The sequence below is a fragment of the Stenotrophomonas sp. GL_111 genome (assembly GCF_057835245.1).
Genome location: NZ_CM174421.1, coordinates 4,185,123 through 4,200,877 on the forward strand (window position 1 = coordinate 4,185,123; position 15,755 = coordinate 4,200,877).

The 15,755-nt window shown below is 67.8% G+C and carries 16 protein-coding genes; 4 read left to right on the forward strand and 12 right to left on the reverse strand.

Going from position 1 to position 15,755, the window contains the following annotated elements; all coding sequences use genetic code 11:
- Positions 1-35: 35 nt before the first annotated feature.
- From AC3IPM_RS18585 to AC3IPM_RS18600, 4 genes are all read right to left on the reverse strand, one after another.
- Positions 36-308 (reverse strand): SHOCT domain-containing protein, encoded by a 273-nt coding sequence (locus AC3IPM_RS18585; protein WP_489301710.1) that lies wholly within the window; start codon positions 306-308, stop codon positions 36-38.
- A 32-nt stretch (positions 309-340) separates the two neighbouring features.
- Positions 341-1,330: a porphobilinogen synthase gene (gene hemB, locus AC3IPM_RS18590; protein WP_489301711.1), complete on the reverse strand. Its 990-nt coding sequence runs from the start codon at positions 1,328-1,330 to the stop codon at positions 341-343.
- A gap of 40 nt (positions 1,331-1,370) precedes the next feature.
- Positions 1,371-2,288, reverse strand: a complete 918-nt coding sequence (locus AC3IPM_RS18595) for a bestrophin family protein (RefSeq protein WP_489301712.1) — start codon at positions 2,286-2,288, stop codon at positions 1,371-1,373.
- A 114-nt stretch (positions 2,289-2,402) separates the two neighbouring features.
- Complete coding sequence (locus AC3IPM_RS18600) at positions 2,403-2,651, reverse strand: hypothetical protein (RefSeq protein ID WP_489301713.1); 249 nt, start codon at positions 2,649-2,651, stop codon at positions 2,403-2,405.
- A 242-nt stretch (positions 2,652-2,893) separates the two neighbouring features.
- Here AC3IPM_RS18600 and AC3IPM_RS18605 point away from each other — a divergent pair, with 242 nt between their 5' ends.
- A complete protein-coding gene (locus AC3IPM_RS18605; protein WP_489301714.1) occupies positions 2,894-3,352 on the forward strand; it encodes a hypothetical protein in 459 nt (152 codons plus the stop codon).
- 81 nt (positions 3,353-3,433) lie between these two features.
- Here AC3IPM_RS18605 and AC3IPM_RS18610 read toward each other — a convergent pair whose 3' ends face one another.
- The 4 genes from AC3IPM_RS18610 to AC3IPM_RS18625 form a co-directional block, all read right to left on the reverse strand.
- Complete coding sequence (locus tag AC3IPM_RS18610) at positions 3,434-5,248, reverse strand: DUF885 domain-containing protein (protein WP_489301715.1); 1,815 nt, start codon at positions 5,246-5,248, stop codon at positions 3,434-3,436.
- A 78-nt stretch (positions 5,249-5,326) separates the two neighbouring features.
- Complete coding sequence (locus AC3IPM_RS18615) at positions 5,327-5,851, reverse strand: cytochrome c oxidase assembly factor Coa1 family protein (protein ID WP_489301716.1); 525 nt, start codon at positions 5,849-5,851, stop codon at positions 5,327-5,329.
- Between the two features lie 39 nt (positions 5,852-5,890).
- Positions 5,891-8,119 carry a S9 family peptidase gene (locus tag AC3IPM_RS18620; RefSeq protein WP_489301717.1) on the reverse strand — a complete coding sequence of 743 codons (2,229 nt, stop codon included), beginning with the start codon at positions 8,117-8,119 and terminating at the stop codon, positions 5,891-5,893.
- 175 nt (positions 8,120-8,294) lie between these two features.
- On the reverse strand, positions 8,295-8,984 hold the full coding sequence (locus AC3IPM_RS18625) for a glutathione S-transferase N-terminal domain-containing protein (RefSeq protein ID WP_489301718.1): 690 nt from the start codon (positions 8,982-8,984) through the stop codon (positions 8,295-8,297).
- 107 nt (positions 8,985-9,091) lie between these two features.
- On the opposite strand from AC3IPM_RS18625, the gene AC3IPM_RS18630 reads away from it, so the two are divergent.
- Both AC3IPM_RS18630 and AC3IPM_RS18635 read left to right on the forward strand, forming a co-directional pair.
- Positions 9,092-9,730, forward strand: coding sequence for a TIGR00645 family protein (locus tag AC3IPM_RS18630; RefSeq protein ID WP_489301719.1), 639 nt, complete (start codon positions 9,092-9,094; stop codon positions 9,728-9,730).
- A 186-nt stretch (positions 9,731-9,916) separates the two neighbouring features.
- On the forward strand, positions 9,917-10,930 hold the full coding sequence (locus AC3IPM_RS18635) for an energy transducer TonB (protein ID WP_489301720.1): 1,014 nt from the start codon (positions 9,917-9,919) through the stop codon (positions 10,928-10,930).
- Positions 10,931-11,023: 93 nt separating this feature from the next.
- Here AC3IPM_RS18635 and AC3IPM_RS18640 read toward each other — a convergent pair whose 3' ends face one another.
- Positions 11,024-11,278 carry a hypothetical protein gene (locus AC3IPM_RS18640; RefSeq protein WP_489301721.1) on the reverse strand — a complete coding sequence of 85 codons (255 nt, stop codon included), beginning with the start codon at positions 11,276-11,278 and terminating at the stop codon, positions 11,024-11,026.
- A gap of 77 nt (positions 11,279-11,355) precedes the next feature.
- On the opposite strand from AC3IPM_RS18640, the gene AC3IPM_RS18645 reads away from it, so the two are divergent.
- Entirely contained in the window at positions 11,356-12,141 is a 786-nt protein-coding gene (locus AC3IPM_RS18645; RefSeq protein WP_489301722.1) for an AraC family transcriptional regulator, read from the forward strand.
- A gap of 148 nt (positions 12,142-12,289) precedes the next feature.
- On the opposite strand, the gene AC3IPM_RS18650 is transcribed toward AC3IPM_RS18645, so the two are convergent.
- The 3 genes from AC3IPM_RS18650 to AC3IPM_RS18660 are packed head-to-tail and all read right to left on the reverse strand — an operon-like array spanning position 12,290 to position 15,725.
- Positions 12,290-13,474, reverse strand: a complete 1,185-nt coding sequence (locus AC3IPM_RS18650) for an ABC transporter permease (protein WP_489301723.1) — start codon at positions 13,472-13,474, stop codon at positions 12,290-12,292.
- Positions 13,471-14,217: an ABC transporter ATP-binding protein gene (locus tag AC3IPM_RS18655; RefSeq protein ID WP_489301724.1), complete on the reverse strand. Its 747-nt coding sequence runs from the start codon at positions 14,215-14,217 to the stop codon at positions 13,471-13,473. The genes AC3IPM_RS18650 and AC3IPM_RS18655 overlap by 4 nt, the downstream gene beginning before the upstream one ends.
- Positions 14,214-15,725: an alpha/beta hydrolase gene (locus AC3IPM_RS18660; RefSeq protein WP_489301725.1), complete on the reverse strand. Its 1,512-nt coding sequence runs from the start codon at positions 15,723-15,725 to the stop codon at positions 14,214-14,216. The genes AC3IPM_RS18655 and AC3IPM_RS18660 overlap by 4 nt, the downstream gene beginning before the upstream one ends.
- Positions 15,726-15,755 lie beyond the last annotated feature (30 nt).

A 15,755-nucleotide genomic window follows, 5' to 3' on the forward strand; every position in this document is an offset into this window, starting at 1 on the left:
GCAGCCACGCATGGCGTGGCTCTACCTGCGGGGTGTCAGGCGCTGCGCAGCAGGGCGGCGCGCTGCTGTTCGTACTCGGCTTCGCTGATCTCCCCGTGGTCCTTGCGCTGGTTCAACGCGGCCAGCTGCGCCTGCAGGGCCGGCGACAACTGCGCCTCGCGCGCCATCCGTGCCGCTGCCGAGGGCTGTTCCGGCGGACGCTGGCGCGCGCGCAGCACACCGCGGATGACCAACCCGATCACCACCGCGAACACCAGCACGCCGGTGCCCCAGGTTACCCACTGCACCCATCCCATCGTCTGCGTCATTGCTCTTCCCGTTGCTGTGTCGGCGCGTATTGTCAGCGTTCGCGCAGCCAACGCGCCACCTGCGGCGCAAAATAGGTCAGCACGCCATCGGCGCCTGCCCGCTTGAAACCGATCAGCGACTCCAGCACGCAGGCGCGCTCGTCCAGCCAGCCATTGGCAAAGGCGGCCTTCATCATCGCGTACTCGCCACTGACCTGGTAAGCGAAGGTCGGCACGCCGAACTGCTGCTTCACCCGGCGCACCAGGTCCAGGTAGGGCATGCCCGGCTTGACCATCACCATGTCCGCGCCCTCTTCCAGGTCCAGCGCGATTTCGCGCAGGGCCTCGTCACCGTTGGCCGGGTCCATCTGGTAGGTCTTCTTGTCGGCCTTGCCGAGGCTGGCCGAGCTGCCCACCGCATCGCGGAACGGGCCGTAGAACGCCGAGGCGTACTTGGCCGAGTACGCCATGATGCGCACGTTGAGGTGATTGTCGGCATCCAGCGCGCGGCGGATCGCCCCGATGCGGCCATCCATCATGTCCGACGGCGAGACGATGTCCACGCCGGCCGCGGCATGCGACAGCGACTGTTTGACCAGCGCCTCCACGGTGATGTCGTTGAGCACGTAGCCCGTGTCATCGATGATGCCGTCCTGGCCGTGGGTGGTGTACGGGTCCAGCGCCACGTCGGTCATCACGCCCAACTCGGGGAAGCGCGACTTCAGCGCGCGGATCGCCCGCTGCGCCAGGCCGTTCTCGTCCCACGCCGCGGCGGCGTCGAGCGACTTGCCGGCCGGATCGATCACCGGGAACAGGTCGATCACCGGAATGCCCAGTTCCAGCGCTTCCTCGGCCACTTTCAGCAGCTCCTCGATCGACAGCCGCTCCACGCCCGGCATCGACGCCACCGGTGCGCGACCGTCCAGCTCATGCACGAATACCGGGTAGATCAGGTCGTCGGTGGTCAACGTGTTCTCGCGCATCAACCGGCGTGAGAACTCATCGTGGCGCATGCGGCGGGGGCGGTAGTCGGGGTGGGCCATGGGGATGCTCCGTAGCGGAATTCGGTGGGGCGCGGCAGGCTTACTGCAGCAGGTAGCGATGCGGTTGCAGCGGCGCGGGCAGCGGGCGCACGCCGAGGCTGTCGAGCAGATCGATTTCGATGGTGCGCACCAGCGCGTCCAGCGGCAGGTCGTTGGGCTCCAGCCCGAACGGCTCTTCCATCTCTTCGCCGAGCTGGTCCAGGCCGAAGAACGCGTAGGCCAGCACCGCCGACACCACCGGCGTGGCCCACCCCAGCGCGCTGGCCAGGCCGAACGGCAGCAGCACGCAGAACAGCCAGGCGCAGCGGTGCAGCAGCAGGGTGTAGGCAAACGGCAGCGGGGTGGACAGGATCCGCTCGCAGCCGGCCTGGATGCTGGACATGGCATGCAGGCGGGTTTCGAACTGGCTGTACAGGATCGGATCCAGCTGGCCCTCGCGCAGCGCCTGCGCCAGGTCGGCGGCGATCATCGCCAGCAGCTGGTCGGGCGCGTTCTGGCGTTCGCCGAAACGTGCCTGGGCATCGTCGGGCACCCATGGCAGCGCGGCCAGTGCACTGTCGCGGCCGCGCAGCTTGGCTGCCAGCGCATGCGCGAAACCGATGCCCAGCCGGCACACGCGTTCACGGCGCGGCGCGTCATCGGCGAACAGCGCGCTGCACAGGCGCGCCAGGCTGCGCGATTCATAGACCAGCTGGCCCCACAGCTTGCGGCCTTCCCACCAACGCTCGAAGCAGGCGTTGTTGCGGAAACTCAGGAAGATCGACAGGACCAGCCCGAGCAGGGTGAACGGGGCCACTGACACGCGTTCGATGCCGGGCGGGTGCCACAGCTCGGCCAGGGCGGCCACGGCTACCGACAGCAGCAGGATCGACAGCACCTTGGGCGCCACCGCCGGGACGATGGAGCCGCGCAGGATGTACAGCAGTTGCCAGCCGTGTGGACGAGGGCGAATGATCATCGGTGCGGGAATGGCGCCTGGGCGGGCGTGGGCCGACGGCGGAGCCGTGTGCGGCAGGCGCTCATTCTACGCCGATGGCGGCCGGCGTCGGCCCGGTGCGACCGACGGTCGCAGTCAGACGATGCCACCGCCCAGGCTGAGCCGGACGATGCCCACGATCACCACGATGCCGTTCAGGACCAGCCCGGTCCAGGCGCGGCCGCGCTTGGTCGGATGGGTGAACAGGATGCCGAGCGCGGCGATCACCGCCCCCACCGCGGCAAACGGGATCAGGAACCAGTTGCCCCAGCCCAGCAGCGGGATCAGCGCCAGGATCATCCAGAGCAGCGCCAGGATCCCCCACAACAGACTGATCAATCCCATGCCCGGCTCCTCTTGGTGGTTGCGTTCATCCACCATAGCCTAATCATCGCCCTGCAAGACCGCGTCACGACCGCAGCGCGGCATGCCGACGGCCTCACCCGGACAGTGATAGCGTGAGACCCGAGACGTTGGCACCGATTCAGTGGCCAGCGCCGATGATCGCGCCATGGGCCGGCTTGCCGTGCCTTCCTTCACGCCGCGCCCCTCCGGGTGCGGCACGGCCAACCGACAGGGGTGACGCCATGAACATCCGATCCGCTGCACTGCTGGGCCTGCTGCTGGCCCTCGGCGGCTGCGCCAGTACGTCCAAGGTGATGCTCGGCCAGGTCCGCGCGCCGGTCGATCCGGCCACCGTGCAGATCTATTCCACGCCGCCCGCCGGTTCGATCGATATCGCCCAGCTGGAATCCTCCAGCGCGGTGGGCTTCGGAACGCAGGGCCAGACCGATGCCGCGATTCTGCGGCTCAAGCGTGAAGCCGCCGCCCTGGGCGCCAATGGTGTGGTGCTGATCGGCACCGGCTCCAGTGGCTCACCGGTGGGCATGTCGGTGGGTGCCGGCAGCTACGGTTCGCACGTGGGCGGTGGTGTCGGCATCGGCATCCCGACCACCCAGAAGCGTGCGGCGGGCGTGGCGATCTGGGTACCCAATCCGGCCGCGCCGGCACGGTTGCCGACGCAGACGATTACGCCTCAGCGCTGAGGCGTACCGACCCGCTGAGGCGTACCGACCAACGGTCGGTACCTACCGCGTTGAAATGGTCGGTACCTGCCCGTTGCCCGGTCAGCGTTTGGCGGATGCCTTGTACTTCGGTACGAAGACCTCGTTGACCGCCTTGGCCAGCTGGTCCGGCGGCAACAGGCCCTGGTCGAGCAGGAAGTTGTTGAACGCCATGCGGTCGAATTTCTGGCCCAGCGCCAGTTCGGTCTGCATGCGCAGTTCCAGGATGCGGGTGTAGCCGTAGAAGTAGCTGCCGGCCTGGCCGGGCATGCGCACCATGTAGCGGTCCAGTTCCTGGGTGGCCATCGCCTTGGACAGGCCCACTTCGTCCACCAGCACACGCTCGGCGTTGGCGCGGTCGATCAGGCCCAGGTTGAGCATCGGGTCAAGCATCGCGCGGGCGGCGCGGAGCAGGCGGAACTGCAGCGCGATCAGCTGACCGTCCAGCGGCTCGTAGGGCACCATCTCGGCCTCGGCATACAGCGCCCAGCCTTCGACGTTGACCGAGTTGAACGCGAACATGGTGCGCGCCAGCGAGATGCCGCGTTCGACCATCGCGGTGAACTGCAGTTCGTGGCCGGGGCGGCCTTCGTGCGCGCTGAGCGTCCACGCCGCCGAGCCGAAGTTGAAATCATCGTACTGGGCGGCCTTGTCGCCGGCGGCCGGGTTGCCCAGCGGCAGCACGAAGGTGCCCTGCTGGCCGGTGTTGCCGACCAGCGGCGCGGGCAGGAAATGCGGGGCCGGCGAGGCGGCGCTTTCCGCGGCCGAACCCAGCCGCATCTGCATCGGGCGCTGCGGCACATCGACAATCTTCTGCGCGCGGATGATCGGGTCGATCGCATCGATCACGCCCCGGTAGTGGTGCTCAAGCTGGTCATCGGGAATCTTGTCGCCCTTCAGCGCGCGCACCACCGCCACCGGGTCGGTCGGATCGCTCACCTTCAGGCCCTTGGCCTGCACCACCAGCGGTGACAGCTGGCGCATCGCCGAGCGGGTTTCCATGAACTCCAGCTGCGCCCGCTGCATCAGCAGCGCCGGGTCGATATCGATGCCCACCTGCTTCAACTGGTAGGCATACAGCGGTGCCGGCAGGCGCGCGTCGGTGCGCGCCTTGGGCAGTACTTCAGCGCGGGTCCAGTCGCGGTACGCGCGCAGCTGGGTGGCGATGGCCTTCAGCGCCTCGTCGGCACCGGCCACTTTGTACTTGCCGAACAACTGCTCGATACCGGTGATGTAGGTATCCACGTTGGCCAGCGACTGTTCGACCTCGAGCCGGGTCGGCTGCAGCAGGCTCTTGTCGGCCAACCGCTCTTCATAGCGCTGGCGCGAGAGCGTGGTGACCGGCTGGCTGCCCGGCAGCAGGCCGGCATAGCGCTTGAGCCGGTCCAGCGCCTTGGCCCGGCGCTCGGCCGGGACCTGGTCGGAGAGCAGCAGGTTGATGCCGCTGAAGACGGTCTGCGGGGTGTCCGTCCACGGCAGCAGGTACTTCTCGTTGAGTTCGCTGCCTTCGATGTTCTGGCTGGCTGCGGCGATCATGATCGCCAGGTCCTGGCGCACGTTGGGATCGCGCTCGGTGGTGAGCTTGGCCTGCAGTTCGCTACGCGCCTTGGCCATCGCGGCACGGTAGCGGGCATCGTTGTCCGGGCCGAAATCGGACACCTTGTCGTCGTAGCCGGGCACGCCGAAGAAGCCGGTTTCCTCCGGCTGGAACGGGCCCTGCGCGTCCAGCAGGATCTGCGCGAGCTGGTTGCTGCGGGTCACCCAGGCCGGGCTGGCGGGCGTCTTGCTGGCGGCCGGCGCGGCGGCCAGGGCCGGCGGCGCGCTGAGCGCGGCGGGAACGGAAAGGACCAACGCAATGGCAAGGACGAGCGGCTTCATGCAGAACTCCCGGGAACGGATGCCTGCGACCCTACCACTCCCGCCGCAGGCGGCAATCGGCCGGAGGTCATGCCCCGCTCAGACCTCCAGCCCCGGCAACGCCGGCCCCAGGCAGTCGCCGTTGGCACGACATTCCTGCAAGGCGCACACCGTGGCCGCCTCGGCATCGTCCAGCGCGGTCAGGTCGATGGCTTCTGGCTGTTCGGTCAGCACGTACAGCACCGGGTAGTCCCAGCGCCCCTCCGCGCCGCGGCGGGCCTCCAGGAACATCCGTGCCTCGCCCTGCGGGCCCGACAGCGCCACTTCGAACTGGCTGGTGCTGCCCTGCGTATCGCGGTACATGCTGCCGGCAGGCAGGTAGCCATCCTGGATGGGTTCGCCCAGCTCAGCCACCAGCTCGACGCTGCAGCGCGCGCGCCGCATGGCCTCCTGGTAGGGCGCGCTGCTGCGGCTGCCGTGCGACCACATCCATAGCGCGACGCCCACCGCTGCGGCCAGCGACAGCACCGCCAGCAGCACGCTCAACGGCATCGCCCAACGCCAGTGGCGGCACCACCATCCTTCCGTGCAACGGTCCCCGGGTAGCGCGGGTGGCGGGGTCATCGGCGTCCTCCTTGTCGAGCCGGTGGGATGGCAGTGCGTTTACGGCGCCAGGCAGCGTCCCAGGAATTCCTCGGCCAGGCGGTAGCGGTGCAGCGCATTGCTGCCCGACAGACCGTGCTTGGCACCCGGGTAGGTCATCAGTTCGAAGGTCTTGCCGCGCTGCTGCAGCGCGCTCATCAGCGCGGTGGAATTGGTGAACAGCACATTGTCATCGGCCATGCCGTGGATCAGCAGCAGGCGCGAGCGCAGGCCGTCGATGTGGGCCAGCACGCGGGCCTGCTCATACCCCTTGGGGTTGTTGGCCGGCAGGTTCATGTAGCGCTCGGTGTAGTGGCTGTCGTACAGGCCCCAATCGGTGACCGGCGCACCGGCCACACCGCAGGCGTAGCTGTCCGAGGCCTGGGCCAGCAGCATCAGGGTCATGTAGCCGCCGTTGGACCAGCCCTGCACGCCGATGCGCGCCGGGTCGACCCACTTCTGCTGCTTGAGCCAGGCCACGCCACGCAGCTGGTCGGCCACTTCCACGGTGCCCTGCACGCCGTACAGCGCACCGCCGAAATCACGGCCTCGGCGCGGGGTGCCGCGGTTGTCCAGCGAGAACACCACATAACCCTGCTGAGCCAGGTACTGGTTGAACAGGTGGTCGCCGCGACCGGGCCAGCTGTTGGTGACGGTCTGGCTGGCCGGGCCGCCATACACGTACACCACCACCGGATAGCGCTTGGCCGGATCGAAACCGGCCGGCTTGATCACGCTGTAGTGCAGGTCGGTCTTGTCGTCGGCCGCCTTGAGCATGCCGAACTCGACCGGGCGCTGTGCGTCCAGGTAACGCGCGTAGGGATGGGCGGGATCGGCCAGGATGTTCTCGACCAGCGTGGCGATCTTCTCGCCATTGGCGCGGTGCAGGGCGATCTGCGGCGGCGTGGTGGTGCTGGACCAGCTGTCGACGTAGACGCTGGCATTGCGCGCGAAACTGGCGCTGTGCTTGCCCGGTGCCTGCGACAGGCGTTGCAGCGGGCCACCCTGCAGCGGCACGGCGTAGATCTGGCTTTCGCGCGGCGACTCCACGCCCGCGCTGAAGTAGACCGTGCCGGCCGCTTCGTCCACGGCCAGCAGCTCGTCCACCGGCCATGCGCCGGTGGTCAGCGCGGTGACCTGCTTGCCATCTTCGGACACGCGGTACAGGTGCTCGAAACCACTGCGCTCGGAGGACCACACAAAACCGCCCTGCTCCAGGAAGCGCAGGCTGTTGTGCAGCGGCACCCAGGTTTTCGAGGTTTCGGTGATCAGCGTCTGCTGCTTGCCGCTGCCCAGGTCGGCCTGGATCAGCGCCAGCTGCTTCTGGTCGCGCGACTGGCGCTGGAAGGTGAGCCGTTGCGGGTCGCGCCAGTCCACGCGCGCCAGGTAGATGTCCGGGTTGCGGCCGAGGTCGATCCAGCGCGGTGCGGCATCGGCCTGCGGTGCGATCACCGCCAGCGTCACGGTGACGTTGTGGTCGCCGGCGGCCGGGTAGCGCTGTTCGATCATCTCGGTGCGGTCGGCATACATTTCGTAGCGCTTCTGCACCGGCACCGGGCTTTCATCGATGCGCGCGAAGGCGATCGCCGAATCGTCCGGTGCCCACCAGTACCCGGTGTGGCGGTCCATCTCCTCGTCGGCCACGAACTCGGCCACGCCGTTGCCGATGGTGTCGCTGCCGTCGCGGGTCAGCTGGATCTGGCGGCCACTGGCCAGCTCGATCACCCACAGGTTGCGGGCGCGCACGAAACTGACGAAACCGCCCTTGGGCGAGAGCTTCGCATCGGTGGCGAACCCTTCGCCGTGAGTGAGCTGACGCACCGCCGCCGGGCCCTGCTTGCCCAGGTCGTACAGGTACAGTTCGCCGCCCAGCGGGAACAGCAGGGTGCGCGCATCCGGCGACCACTGGTAATCGACGATGCCGGTCATCGCGGCGATGCGCTGGCGCTCGCGGCGGGCCTTTTCGGCATCGCTGAGGGTTTCGGTACCGGGCAGCACCACCTTGGAATCGACCAGCAGGCGGGTCTGGCCGCTGGCGATGTCGTAGGTCCACAGGTCCAGCTGGTTGCGGTCGGCTTCCTTGCCGCGCAGGAAGCTGACCTGCGAGCCGTCCGGGGCCACTTTGGGCTTCATCAGGGTCGGGCCGGACAGCGGCAACGGGCCGGTGATGGCTTCCAGGGTGAGCTTTTCGGCGTGGGCTATCGAGGTGGAGGCAATCATCAGGGCGAGCGAGGCAAACAGGTGGCGCATGAAGGTTTCCGGCAGCGTCTGGGCGTTCCCCACCGGCGCGCGGGCGCGGCAAGGGAGCGCCCCATCCTAACCAAAACCGTCCCGGTCGTGCCGGGTGCGGGTGGGCTCCCCGGGTTGCATGGCGCCGCCTGGAGCCGGCCAGCGGCCGGCACTACCCCGGTGCGGCGCGGAAGGGTCAGCGCTGGCCGAACAGGTGCTTGCGCTCTTCTTCGCTGAGCGGCTTGCCGGCGTCCGGGTTGACCTGCTGGCGCAGCGCGTAGGCCCGCTGGGTGGCTGGGCGCGCGGCGATGGCGGCGTGCCAGCGCTGCAGGTTGGGGAAGGCGCCAAAGTCCACCGGCAGCTTGTCGTAGGCCCCGATCCAGGGGTAGCTGGCCATGTCGGCGATGCTGTAGTCGGCGCCGCCCAGATAGGCCGTTTGCGCCAGGCGCTTGTCCATCACCCCGTGCAGGCGGCGCACCTCGTTGTTATAGCGTTCGATGGCGTACGGAATATGCTCCGGCGCGTACACATTGAAGTGGCCCATCTGCCCGCTCATCGGGCCCAGCCCGGCCATCTGCCAGAACAGCCATTCCAGCACCGCCACCCGGCCACGGCTGTCGGCCGGCAGGAAGCGACCGGTCTTCTCGGCCAGGTACAGCAGGATTTCGCCGGACTCGAATACGCTCAGCGGGGCGCCGCCATCGCTGGGCTGGTGGTCGACCAGCGCCGGCATCTTGTTGTTCGGTGAGATCGCCAGGAATTCCGGCTTGAACTGGTCGCCGGCGCCGATGTTGACCGGCTTGATCTGGTACGGCAGGCCGAGTTCTTCCAGCAGCAGCGTGACTTTGTGACCGTTCGGGGTAGGCCAGTAATACAGGTCGATCATGGCGACGGCTCAGCGGATGAGGAAACTGAAGTCTAGTCCGTCGGTTGGGTTGGCAGGGTCAATCCGGCCCGGTACCCTGCGGCGTCCCCCGCAACGCAGCATTCCACATGAGCTCGAACCGCCAGACCATCAGTCCGCTCTCGTCCCTGATCTTCGCCTCGCGCTGGCTGCAGCTGCCGTTGTACCTGGGCCTGATCCTGGCCCAGTGCGTCTATGTGTTCCTGTTCGGCAAGGAACTGTGGCACCTGTTGCACAAGGCCAACAGCATGGGCGAGCAGGAAATCATGCTGCTGGTGCTGGGCCTGATCGACGTGGTGATGATCTCCAACCTGCTGGTGATGGTGATCGTGGGTGGCTACGAAACCTTCGTCTCGCGCCTGCGTCTGGAAAACCACCCGGACCAGCCGGAGTGGCTCAGCCACGTCAACGCCAGCGTGTTGAAGGTGAAGCTGGCGCTGTCGATCATCGGCATCTCCTCGATCCACCTGCTGAAGACCTTCATCGCCGCCGGCAGCCTGGACGCGTTGCCCTCGTGCAACAGCGAAAGCTACATCCAGGCCGTCGCCTCCGTGGTGGCCGCGCAGGGCCCGGCCGCCGCCGCGGTGTTCAAGTGCACCACCGGGCTGACCTCCACCGGGGTGATGTGGCAGACCATCATCCATGCCGCCTTCATCCTGTCGGCGATCGGCATCGCTTACACCGACAAGCTGATGAACGCCACGCCCAGCAAGACCTCGGCGCACTGAGGCTTGCCCGGCGGCGCCGGCAGCGGTCACGCTGCCGGCCTGCCCACGCCGCCCGGCCCCGGGCCGGGCGCGGTGATGCTAGATTGCACACCTGCCATACCGCCGTGGACGACGGGAAACGTTCATGGCCTCGGTCGGCCCGACCGCATCGGGTCTTACGTATCGTCGTATTCAAAGGGGAGTTGGATGTCGCACGTCAACACGATTGCCAAGGCGCGCCTGCTTGCGCCGCTGACCCTGCTGGTGGCACTGGCCGCCTGCTCGGGCAAGGACGAACCGGCCCCGGCCGCACCCGCTGCACCGGCCGCCACGCCGGCGGCCGTCGCCGCCGCACCGGCGGTGTCGGCCAAGGTCCAGTCGATGGGCACCGAACAGCTGCGCGAACTGGCCAGCAAGGCCCTGCGCGAGAACCGCATGTATGCCCCGGCCGGCGACAACGCCATCGAGTACTACCTGGCGCTGCGTGACAAGACCCCGGACGACGCCTCGGTGAAGAGCGCGCTGACCGACCTGCTGCCCTACACCCTGATCGCCGCCGAGCAGAGCCTGGCCCGCGAAGACTTTGCCGAAGCGCAACGGCTGGTCGCGCTGATCGAGAAGGTCGACGCCACGGCACCGGCACTGCCACGCCTGAAGCAAGGCATCAGCGGTAGCATGCAGACCGCGCTCAAGCGCACCCAGGAAGAGACCGACAAGGTCAAGAAGGACGCTGAAAGCCGCACCAAGCAGCTGGCCGAACAGCAGCGCCTGGCCCAGCAGCAGGCCAGCGAGGCCGATGCCGCCAGCAAGATCGCCGCGCAGCAGGATGCCGCACGCCGCGATACCGACCGCCAGGACGCCGAGCGTCAGGCGACCGCCCGCCGCGAAGCCGAGCAGCGCCAGCAGCAGGCCGCCGCGCAGCAGGCCGCCGCCGCCCGCCAGGCGCCTGCAGCCGCCGCGGCCGCACCGAGCCTGCGCCCGGTCAGCACCCCGGCCCCGCGCTACCCACCGGAGGCGCTGCGTTCGGGCACGTCGGGCGAAGTGCTGGTGGAGATCACCGTCGGTACCGATGGCTCGGTCACCAACGCCCGCGTGCTGCGCGCAAACCCTTCGCGCGTGTTCGATCGCGAGGCGCTCAACGCGGTCAAACGCTGGAAGTTCGAACCGGTCAACGCACCGGTCACCACCCGCCGCACGCTGGCTTTCGCGCCGGGCGGTTGATGGGGTAATGGCAGTGCATTGAAAAGGCCCGGAGCGATCCGGGCCTTTTTTTGTTTCCGGCGCGGACGCCTCATCGCCCCCGCCCCGGTTCCATCACCGCGACTGTTCAATGAAACGTCGCAGGGCAGGATCACGCGGCGCCACTACCTCGAACAGGCCAAGCGCGTGCAGGCCCGGCATCAGCGCACGCAGGTCCGCTTCGGCACGGGTACGGGTTTGCGCATCGCATGCCGGGTCGAGCCACTGCCGCGCGCTGACCAGGAACGCGCCGACACTGCCCTTGCGGATGGAGATGCCATCGCGTTGCACGTGGTCCTGCTGGTCGGGAAGAAGGTCTTCGGGGCGCATCGTGGTGCTCCGTCTCTGGGGAGATCCCAGTGTGACGGTCACAAGGCGACCGATCTGCCGTATAACTGCCAATCAATATGGCAAATCCGCCAGTTCCCGTCCTGCTGGACCCCGCGCTCGCCGACGCCGCGACAGGCCCGCTGCTGTTCGCCGGGCAGGCACTGTCGGGGGAGGCACGCCGCACGCCTCGCCATCAGCATGCGCGCGGTCAGTTGATCGGCTCACGCCGCGGCCTGCTGCAGATCGAGGTGGGTACCACGCACTGGCTGCTGCCCGCCGGCCATATCGCCTGGATCCCACCGCTGCTGCCGCACGCATTGTTGGGCCAACAGGCGTTCGATGGCTGGAGCCTGTACTTCAATGCCGCGGCCAGCGCAGTGCTACCGCAAACACCGCAGGTCTTTCTCGCCACGGCCCTGCTGCAGGCGGCGATCGACCGCGCGCGGACCTGGCCGATCGCGCCACTGGATGCCGCGCAACAACGGCTGGCATCGGTACTCGTCGATGAGATCGCCTGCTGCACGCCATTGCCACTGGCATTGACGCAACCCGTGGACCGGCGGCTGCAGCGCGTGGCACGGGCGCTGGCATCGCATCCGGAGCGCAACCTGAGTGTCGAGGCGTGGGCTTCGTTTGCGGGTGTTTCCGGGCGCACCCTTGCCCGTCGCTGGTCCGCCGAAACCGGCATGGGCTTGGCGCAATGGCGACAGCGGCTGCGTATCCTGCATGCCCTGCCGCAGCTGCGGGCCGGCGCATCCGTAACCGCAACGGCGCTGGCCCTCGGCTACGAAACCCCGAGCGCCTTCATTGCGGTGTTCAAGCGGGAGCTGGGTGTCACGCCTGCGCGTTACGCCTGCGGATGATCGTTGCAGTGCTGCCACGCATGGCGTGGCGCTACCGGTTCCTCGCGGGCCACCCAAGGGTAGTGCCACGCCATGCGTGGCAGCCCTTCGTTCCGATGGATGATGGCCCGATGGAGCAGCCACGCATGGCGTGGCTCTACCCGTGGTTTCAGCCTGAGATGGCCAGGCGTTCCTGGTGGTAACGGCGTACGGCGGCATACCAAAGCACGGCGGCCAGGCCGAAGCCGGCGGCCAGGTATACACCCCACATCTGCGCACTGATGGTTTCGTGGCGGATGATTTTGAGCAGCATCTGGTTCTGCGCCAGGAAGGGCACGGCGAACTGCCACAGCTCACTCTTCAGCGGGTACACCATCAGCGCGTAGCCGGGCAGCATCGGCAGCAGCATCAGCCAGGTCATGTGGCTCTGTGCTTCCTTCATGCTCTTGGCCGCCGCCGACAGGAAGGTCAGCAGCGAGGTACCGATGAACAGCATCGGCAACATGATCAACAACATCTGCGCCATCGGCACGAAGCCCATGTTGAGTTGTCGACCGGCCCCGCTGGTTGAGAGCTGCGCACTGAGTTTGAACGCCAACAGGGTGAGCAGCAGCGACGCCATGCCGACCACGCAGGCGGCAGCGATCTTGCCGCTGACAATCGCGCTGCGCGGTGCCGGCGTGGCCAGCAGCGGCTCCAGCGACTGCCGCTCGCGCTCACCGGCGGTGGTATCCATCACCAGGTAGGCGCCGCCCAGGAACGAGGTGATGGTGAGCAGCACCGGCAGCAGGAAGGACAGTACCTGGCCGCGCTTGGCTTCGGCGGTGGCCAGGTCCTGCGAGGCCAGGTCCAGCGGCCGTGCGACCTGCGCATCCACGCCACGCGCCAGCAGACGCAACGCGCCCACCTGCTGGTTGTAACCGGCCAGGGCATTCTGCAGGCGCTGGCTGGGAATGTCGGCGGCGCGACGGGTGCTGTCCTTGACGATCTCCACCAGCGCCGGACGCCCTTCGGCCCAGTCCTTGCCGAAGTCCGCGCTGATCCGCAGCGCCACGTCGATCTGCTGGTCGCGGATGGCGGTGGTCAGGTCCTTGGGCGCATCGACGGCGTTGAGCCCCTGCGCGGCCAGGAAACGCACCAGGTTGGGGGCGTTCTCGCGGCCGATGGTGGCGATATCCAGCGGTTTGTCGATCTGGGTCTTGACCCGGCTTTCGGCCAGCTTGCCCATGCCCAGGATCAGGATCGGGTACAGCAGCGGGCCCAGCAGCAGGGTCAGCGCCAGGGTGCGCCGGTCGCGCGAAAGGTCGCGCAGTTCCTTGCGCATCACGGTCAACAACGTTGCGAACGAACTCATGCGTGCAATCCTTCTTCCGAACCGATCACCTTGACGAAGGCATCTTCCAGGTTGTCTTCCCCGGTCTGTGCGCGCAGCTCATCGGCGCTGCCGGCCGCCATCACCGTGCCATGCGCGATGATCACGATGCGATCGCACAGCGCGGCCACCTCCTGCATGATGTGGCTGGAGAAAATCACGCAGCGGCCCTCGTCGCGCAGGCCACGCAGGAAGCCACGCAGCGCGCGCGTGGTCATCACGTCCAGGCCGTTGGTGGGCTCATCGAGAATCACATTGCGCGGGTCGTGCACCAGCGCGCGGGCGATGGCGGTCTTGGTGCGCTGGCCCTGCGAGAAACCGTCGGTCTGCCGGTCCAGGATGTCTTCCATGTCCAGCGCCTGGGAGAGCACCTTGGTGCGATCGCGGATCTGCGCGGCGCTCATGCCGTGCAGCTGGCCGAAGTAGGCGATGTTCTCGCGCGCGGTCAGGCGTTTGTAGACGCCACGTGCGTCGGGCAGCACGCCCAGCCGGCGGCGCACCGCCACTGCATCGGCGGCCGCATCGATGCCATCCACCATGACGCGGCCCTGATCGGGCGTCATCAGCGTGTAGAGCATGCGCATGGTGGTGGTCTTGCCGGCGCCGTTGGGGCCGAGCAGGCCGGTGATCTGGCCATCCTCGGCATGGAAACCAACGTTCTCGACCGCCTTGATCAGACCGGTCTTGGTCTTGAAGGCTTTGTGCAGGTTCTCGGCGACGATCATGGTTCCCATCCGTTGAACGAGGTGAAGGCCGGCACCGGGCTCAGCGAGTCCAGGCACGTGGCATCGAGGCTCTTGGCGTCGGCACGGTCCATGAACTGGCCGAGCAGGCGCGGCATGCAGCCGGCGTTGAGGGTGCCGTGGCCCTGGCCCTTGGCGACCAGATGGCGGCCGTTGGGCAGGGTCTTGAGCACCTGCTCGGCATAGCGCGGCGGGGTGACCGGGTCGAACTGGCCCGACAGCAGCAGCACCGGCAGGTTGGAGGCGAACGGCGCGGTGAAGTCCTTCGGGCGCGTGCCCACGTTCCAGCCCGGGCAGGCGGCGAAGAACATCTGCGCCACTTCCGGGCCCAGGATGCGATCGCTGGCGGCCGGCGCCTGGTAGCGGTCGGCGTCTTCGGCGCAGATCACCGACCACTGCATGCCCCGGTTCATCTGCACGCCCAGGGTGCGGCCGGCCATCTTGCTCAGCGACATCAACGAGGCGTAGCGCCCGTTGGCGGCTTCATCGAGCACCACCGGCAACAGCGAGGACAGCTCGGGCATGTAGGAGAACATGAACGCCAGCCCGGTCACCGAGTCGGCGGTGAGGACATCGCGCTTGGCTTCGGCGGTGCCCGGATCACGGTAGTCCACTTCGACCGGGGTCTTGGCCAGCGTGTCCATCACGTTGCGCAGCTGGGTGCGGGTATCCACCGGAAAACGCTTGGCGCAGATGGGATCCTTGCGGCATTGCGCGGACTGCAGGTCGATGGCGTCCTCGAAGGTGTTGGCGAAATCACCGCCGACCACCACATCGTTCGGGGCCACACCGTCGATCACCACCGCGCGGGTGTGCTGCGGGTAGCGCGCGGCGTACTGCTGGGCCACGCGGGTGCCGTAGGAGCCACCCACCAGGTTGATCTTGTCCACGCCCAGGGCCGCGCGCACCGTGTCGATGTCGGCGATGGCCTGGGTGGTGGTGTAGAAGCGGGTGTCGGCGCGGTCGGCCAGCGACGCGGCACAGCGCTTGGCATAGTCGGCGATCAGCGCCGTGGACGGTGTTGCACTTTCGTCCAGCGGCAGTTCCTTGCCGTCCGCACCCAGGCAGGTGAGCGGATTGGATTTACCGGTGCCGCGCTGGTCGATCAGGATGATGTCGCGCTGCTTGCGCACTTCGCGCAGCGCGGTGTTGACGATCGATGCCACGTCGGTGGCGGCCTGGCCCGGGCCGCCGGCCAGGAAGAACACCGGGTCGCCCTTGCCCTCGCCTTCATTGGCGGTGTCCAGCCAGGCGATGTTCAAGCCGATCTTGCGGCCGTTGGGCGCGTCCGGATTTTCCGGCACCTGCAGCGTGGCGCACTCGGCTTCCACGTTGTCGCTGGCCTGGGCGCTGGTCAGCGTGCAGGGCTTGAATACCAGTTTTCCGTACGAGCGTTGCGCCGCTTCCGGCGGCGCCTCCGGGGCAGCGTGGCAGGCCGCCAGCAGCAGCAACGCTGCGCCGGAAGCCAGGGAACGGCAGGAAAGTCGCATTTCGATCGCATCCTGGATTGAAGGGTCTCA

Bases quoted from the DNA above. Each gene is read 5' to 3' on its own strand.
- AC3IPM_RS18625 (WP_489301718.1), bottom strand. From the start codon at position 8,984: ATGATCGACCTGTATTACTGGCCTACCCCGAACGGTCACAAAGTCACG.
- AC3IPM_RS18610 (WP_489301715.1), bottom strand. From the start codon at position 5,248: ATGAAGCCGCTCGTCCTTGCCATTGCGTTGGTCCTTTCCGTTCCCGCC.
- AC3IPM_RS18655 (WP_489301724.1), bottom strand. From the start codon at position 14,217: ATGATCGTCGCCGAGAACCTGCACAAAGCCTTCAAGACCAAGACCGGT.
- AC3IPM_RS18595 (WP_489301712.1), bottom strand. From the start codon at position 2,288: ATGATCATTCGCCCTCGTCCACACGGCTGGCAACTGCTGTACATCCTG.
- AC3IPM_RS18645 (WP_489301722.1), top strand. From the start codon at position 11,356: ATGGCAAATCCGCCAGTTCCCGTCCTGCTGGACCCCGCGCTCGCCGAC.
- AC3IPM_RS18630 (WP_489301719.1), top strand. From the start codon at position 9,092: ATGAGCTCGAACCGCCAGACCATCAGTCCGCTCTCGTCCCTGATCTTC.
- AC3IPM_RS18640 (WP_489301721.1), bottom strand. From the start codon at position 11,278: ATGCGCCCCGAAGACCTTCTTCCCGACCAGCAGGACCACGTGCAACGC.
- hemB (WP_489301711.1), bottom strand. From the start codon at position 1,330: ATGGCCCACCCCGACTACCGCCCCCGCCGCATGCGCCACGATGAGTTC.
- AC3IPM_RS18660 (WP_489301725.1), bottom strand. From the start codon at position 15,725: ATGCGACTTTCCTGCCGTTCCCTGGCTTCCGGCGCAGCGTTGCTGCTG.
- AC3IPM_RS18585 (WP_489301710.1), bottom strand. From the start codon at position 308: ATGACGCAGACGATGGGATGGGTGCAGTGGGTAACCTGGGGCACCGGC.
- AC3IPM_RS18635 (WP_489301720.1), top strand. From the start codon at position 9,917: ATGTCGCACGTCAACACGATTGCCAAGGCGCGCCTGCTTGCGCCGCTG.
- AC3IPM_RS18650 (WP_489301723.1), bottom strand. From the start codon at position 13,474: ATGAGTTCGTTCGCAACGTTGTTGACCGTGATGCGCAAGGAACTGCGC.
- AC3IPM_RS18600 (WP_489301713.1), bottom strand. From the start codon at position 2,651: ATGGGATTGATCAGTCTGTTGTGGGGGATCCTGGCGCTGCTCTGGATG.
- AC3IPM_RS18620 (WP_489301717.1), bottom strand. From the start codon at position 8,119: ATGCGCCACCTGTTTGCCTCGCTCGCCCTGATGATTGCCTCCACCTCG.
- AC3IPM_RS18615 (WP_489301716.1), bottom strand. From the start codon at position 5,851: ATGACCCCGCCACCCGCGCTACCCGGGGACCGTTGCACGGAAGGATGG.
- AC3IPM_RS18605 (WP_489301714.1), top strand. From the start codon at position 2,894: ATGAACATCCGATCCGCTGCACTGCTGGGCCTGCTGCTGGCCCTCGGC.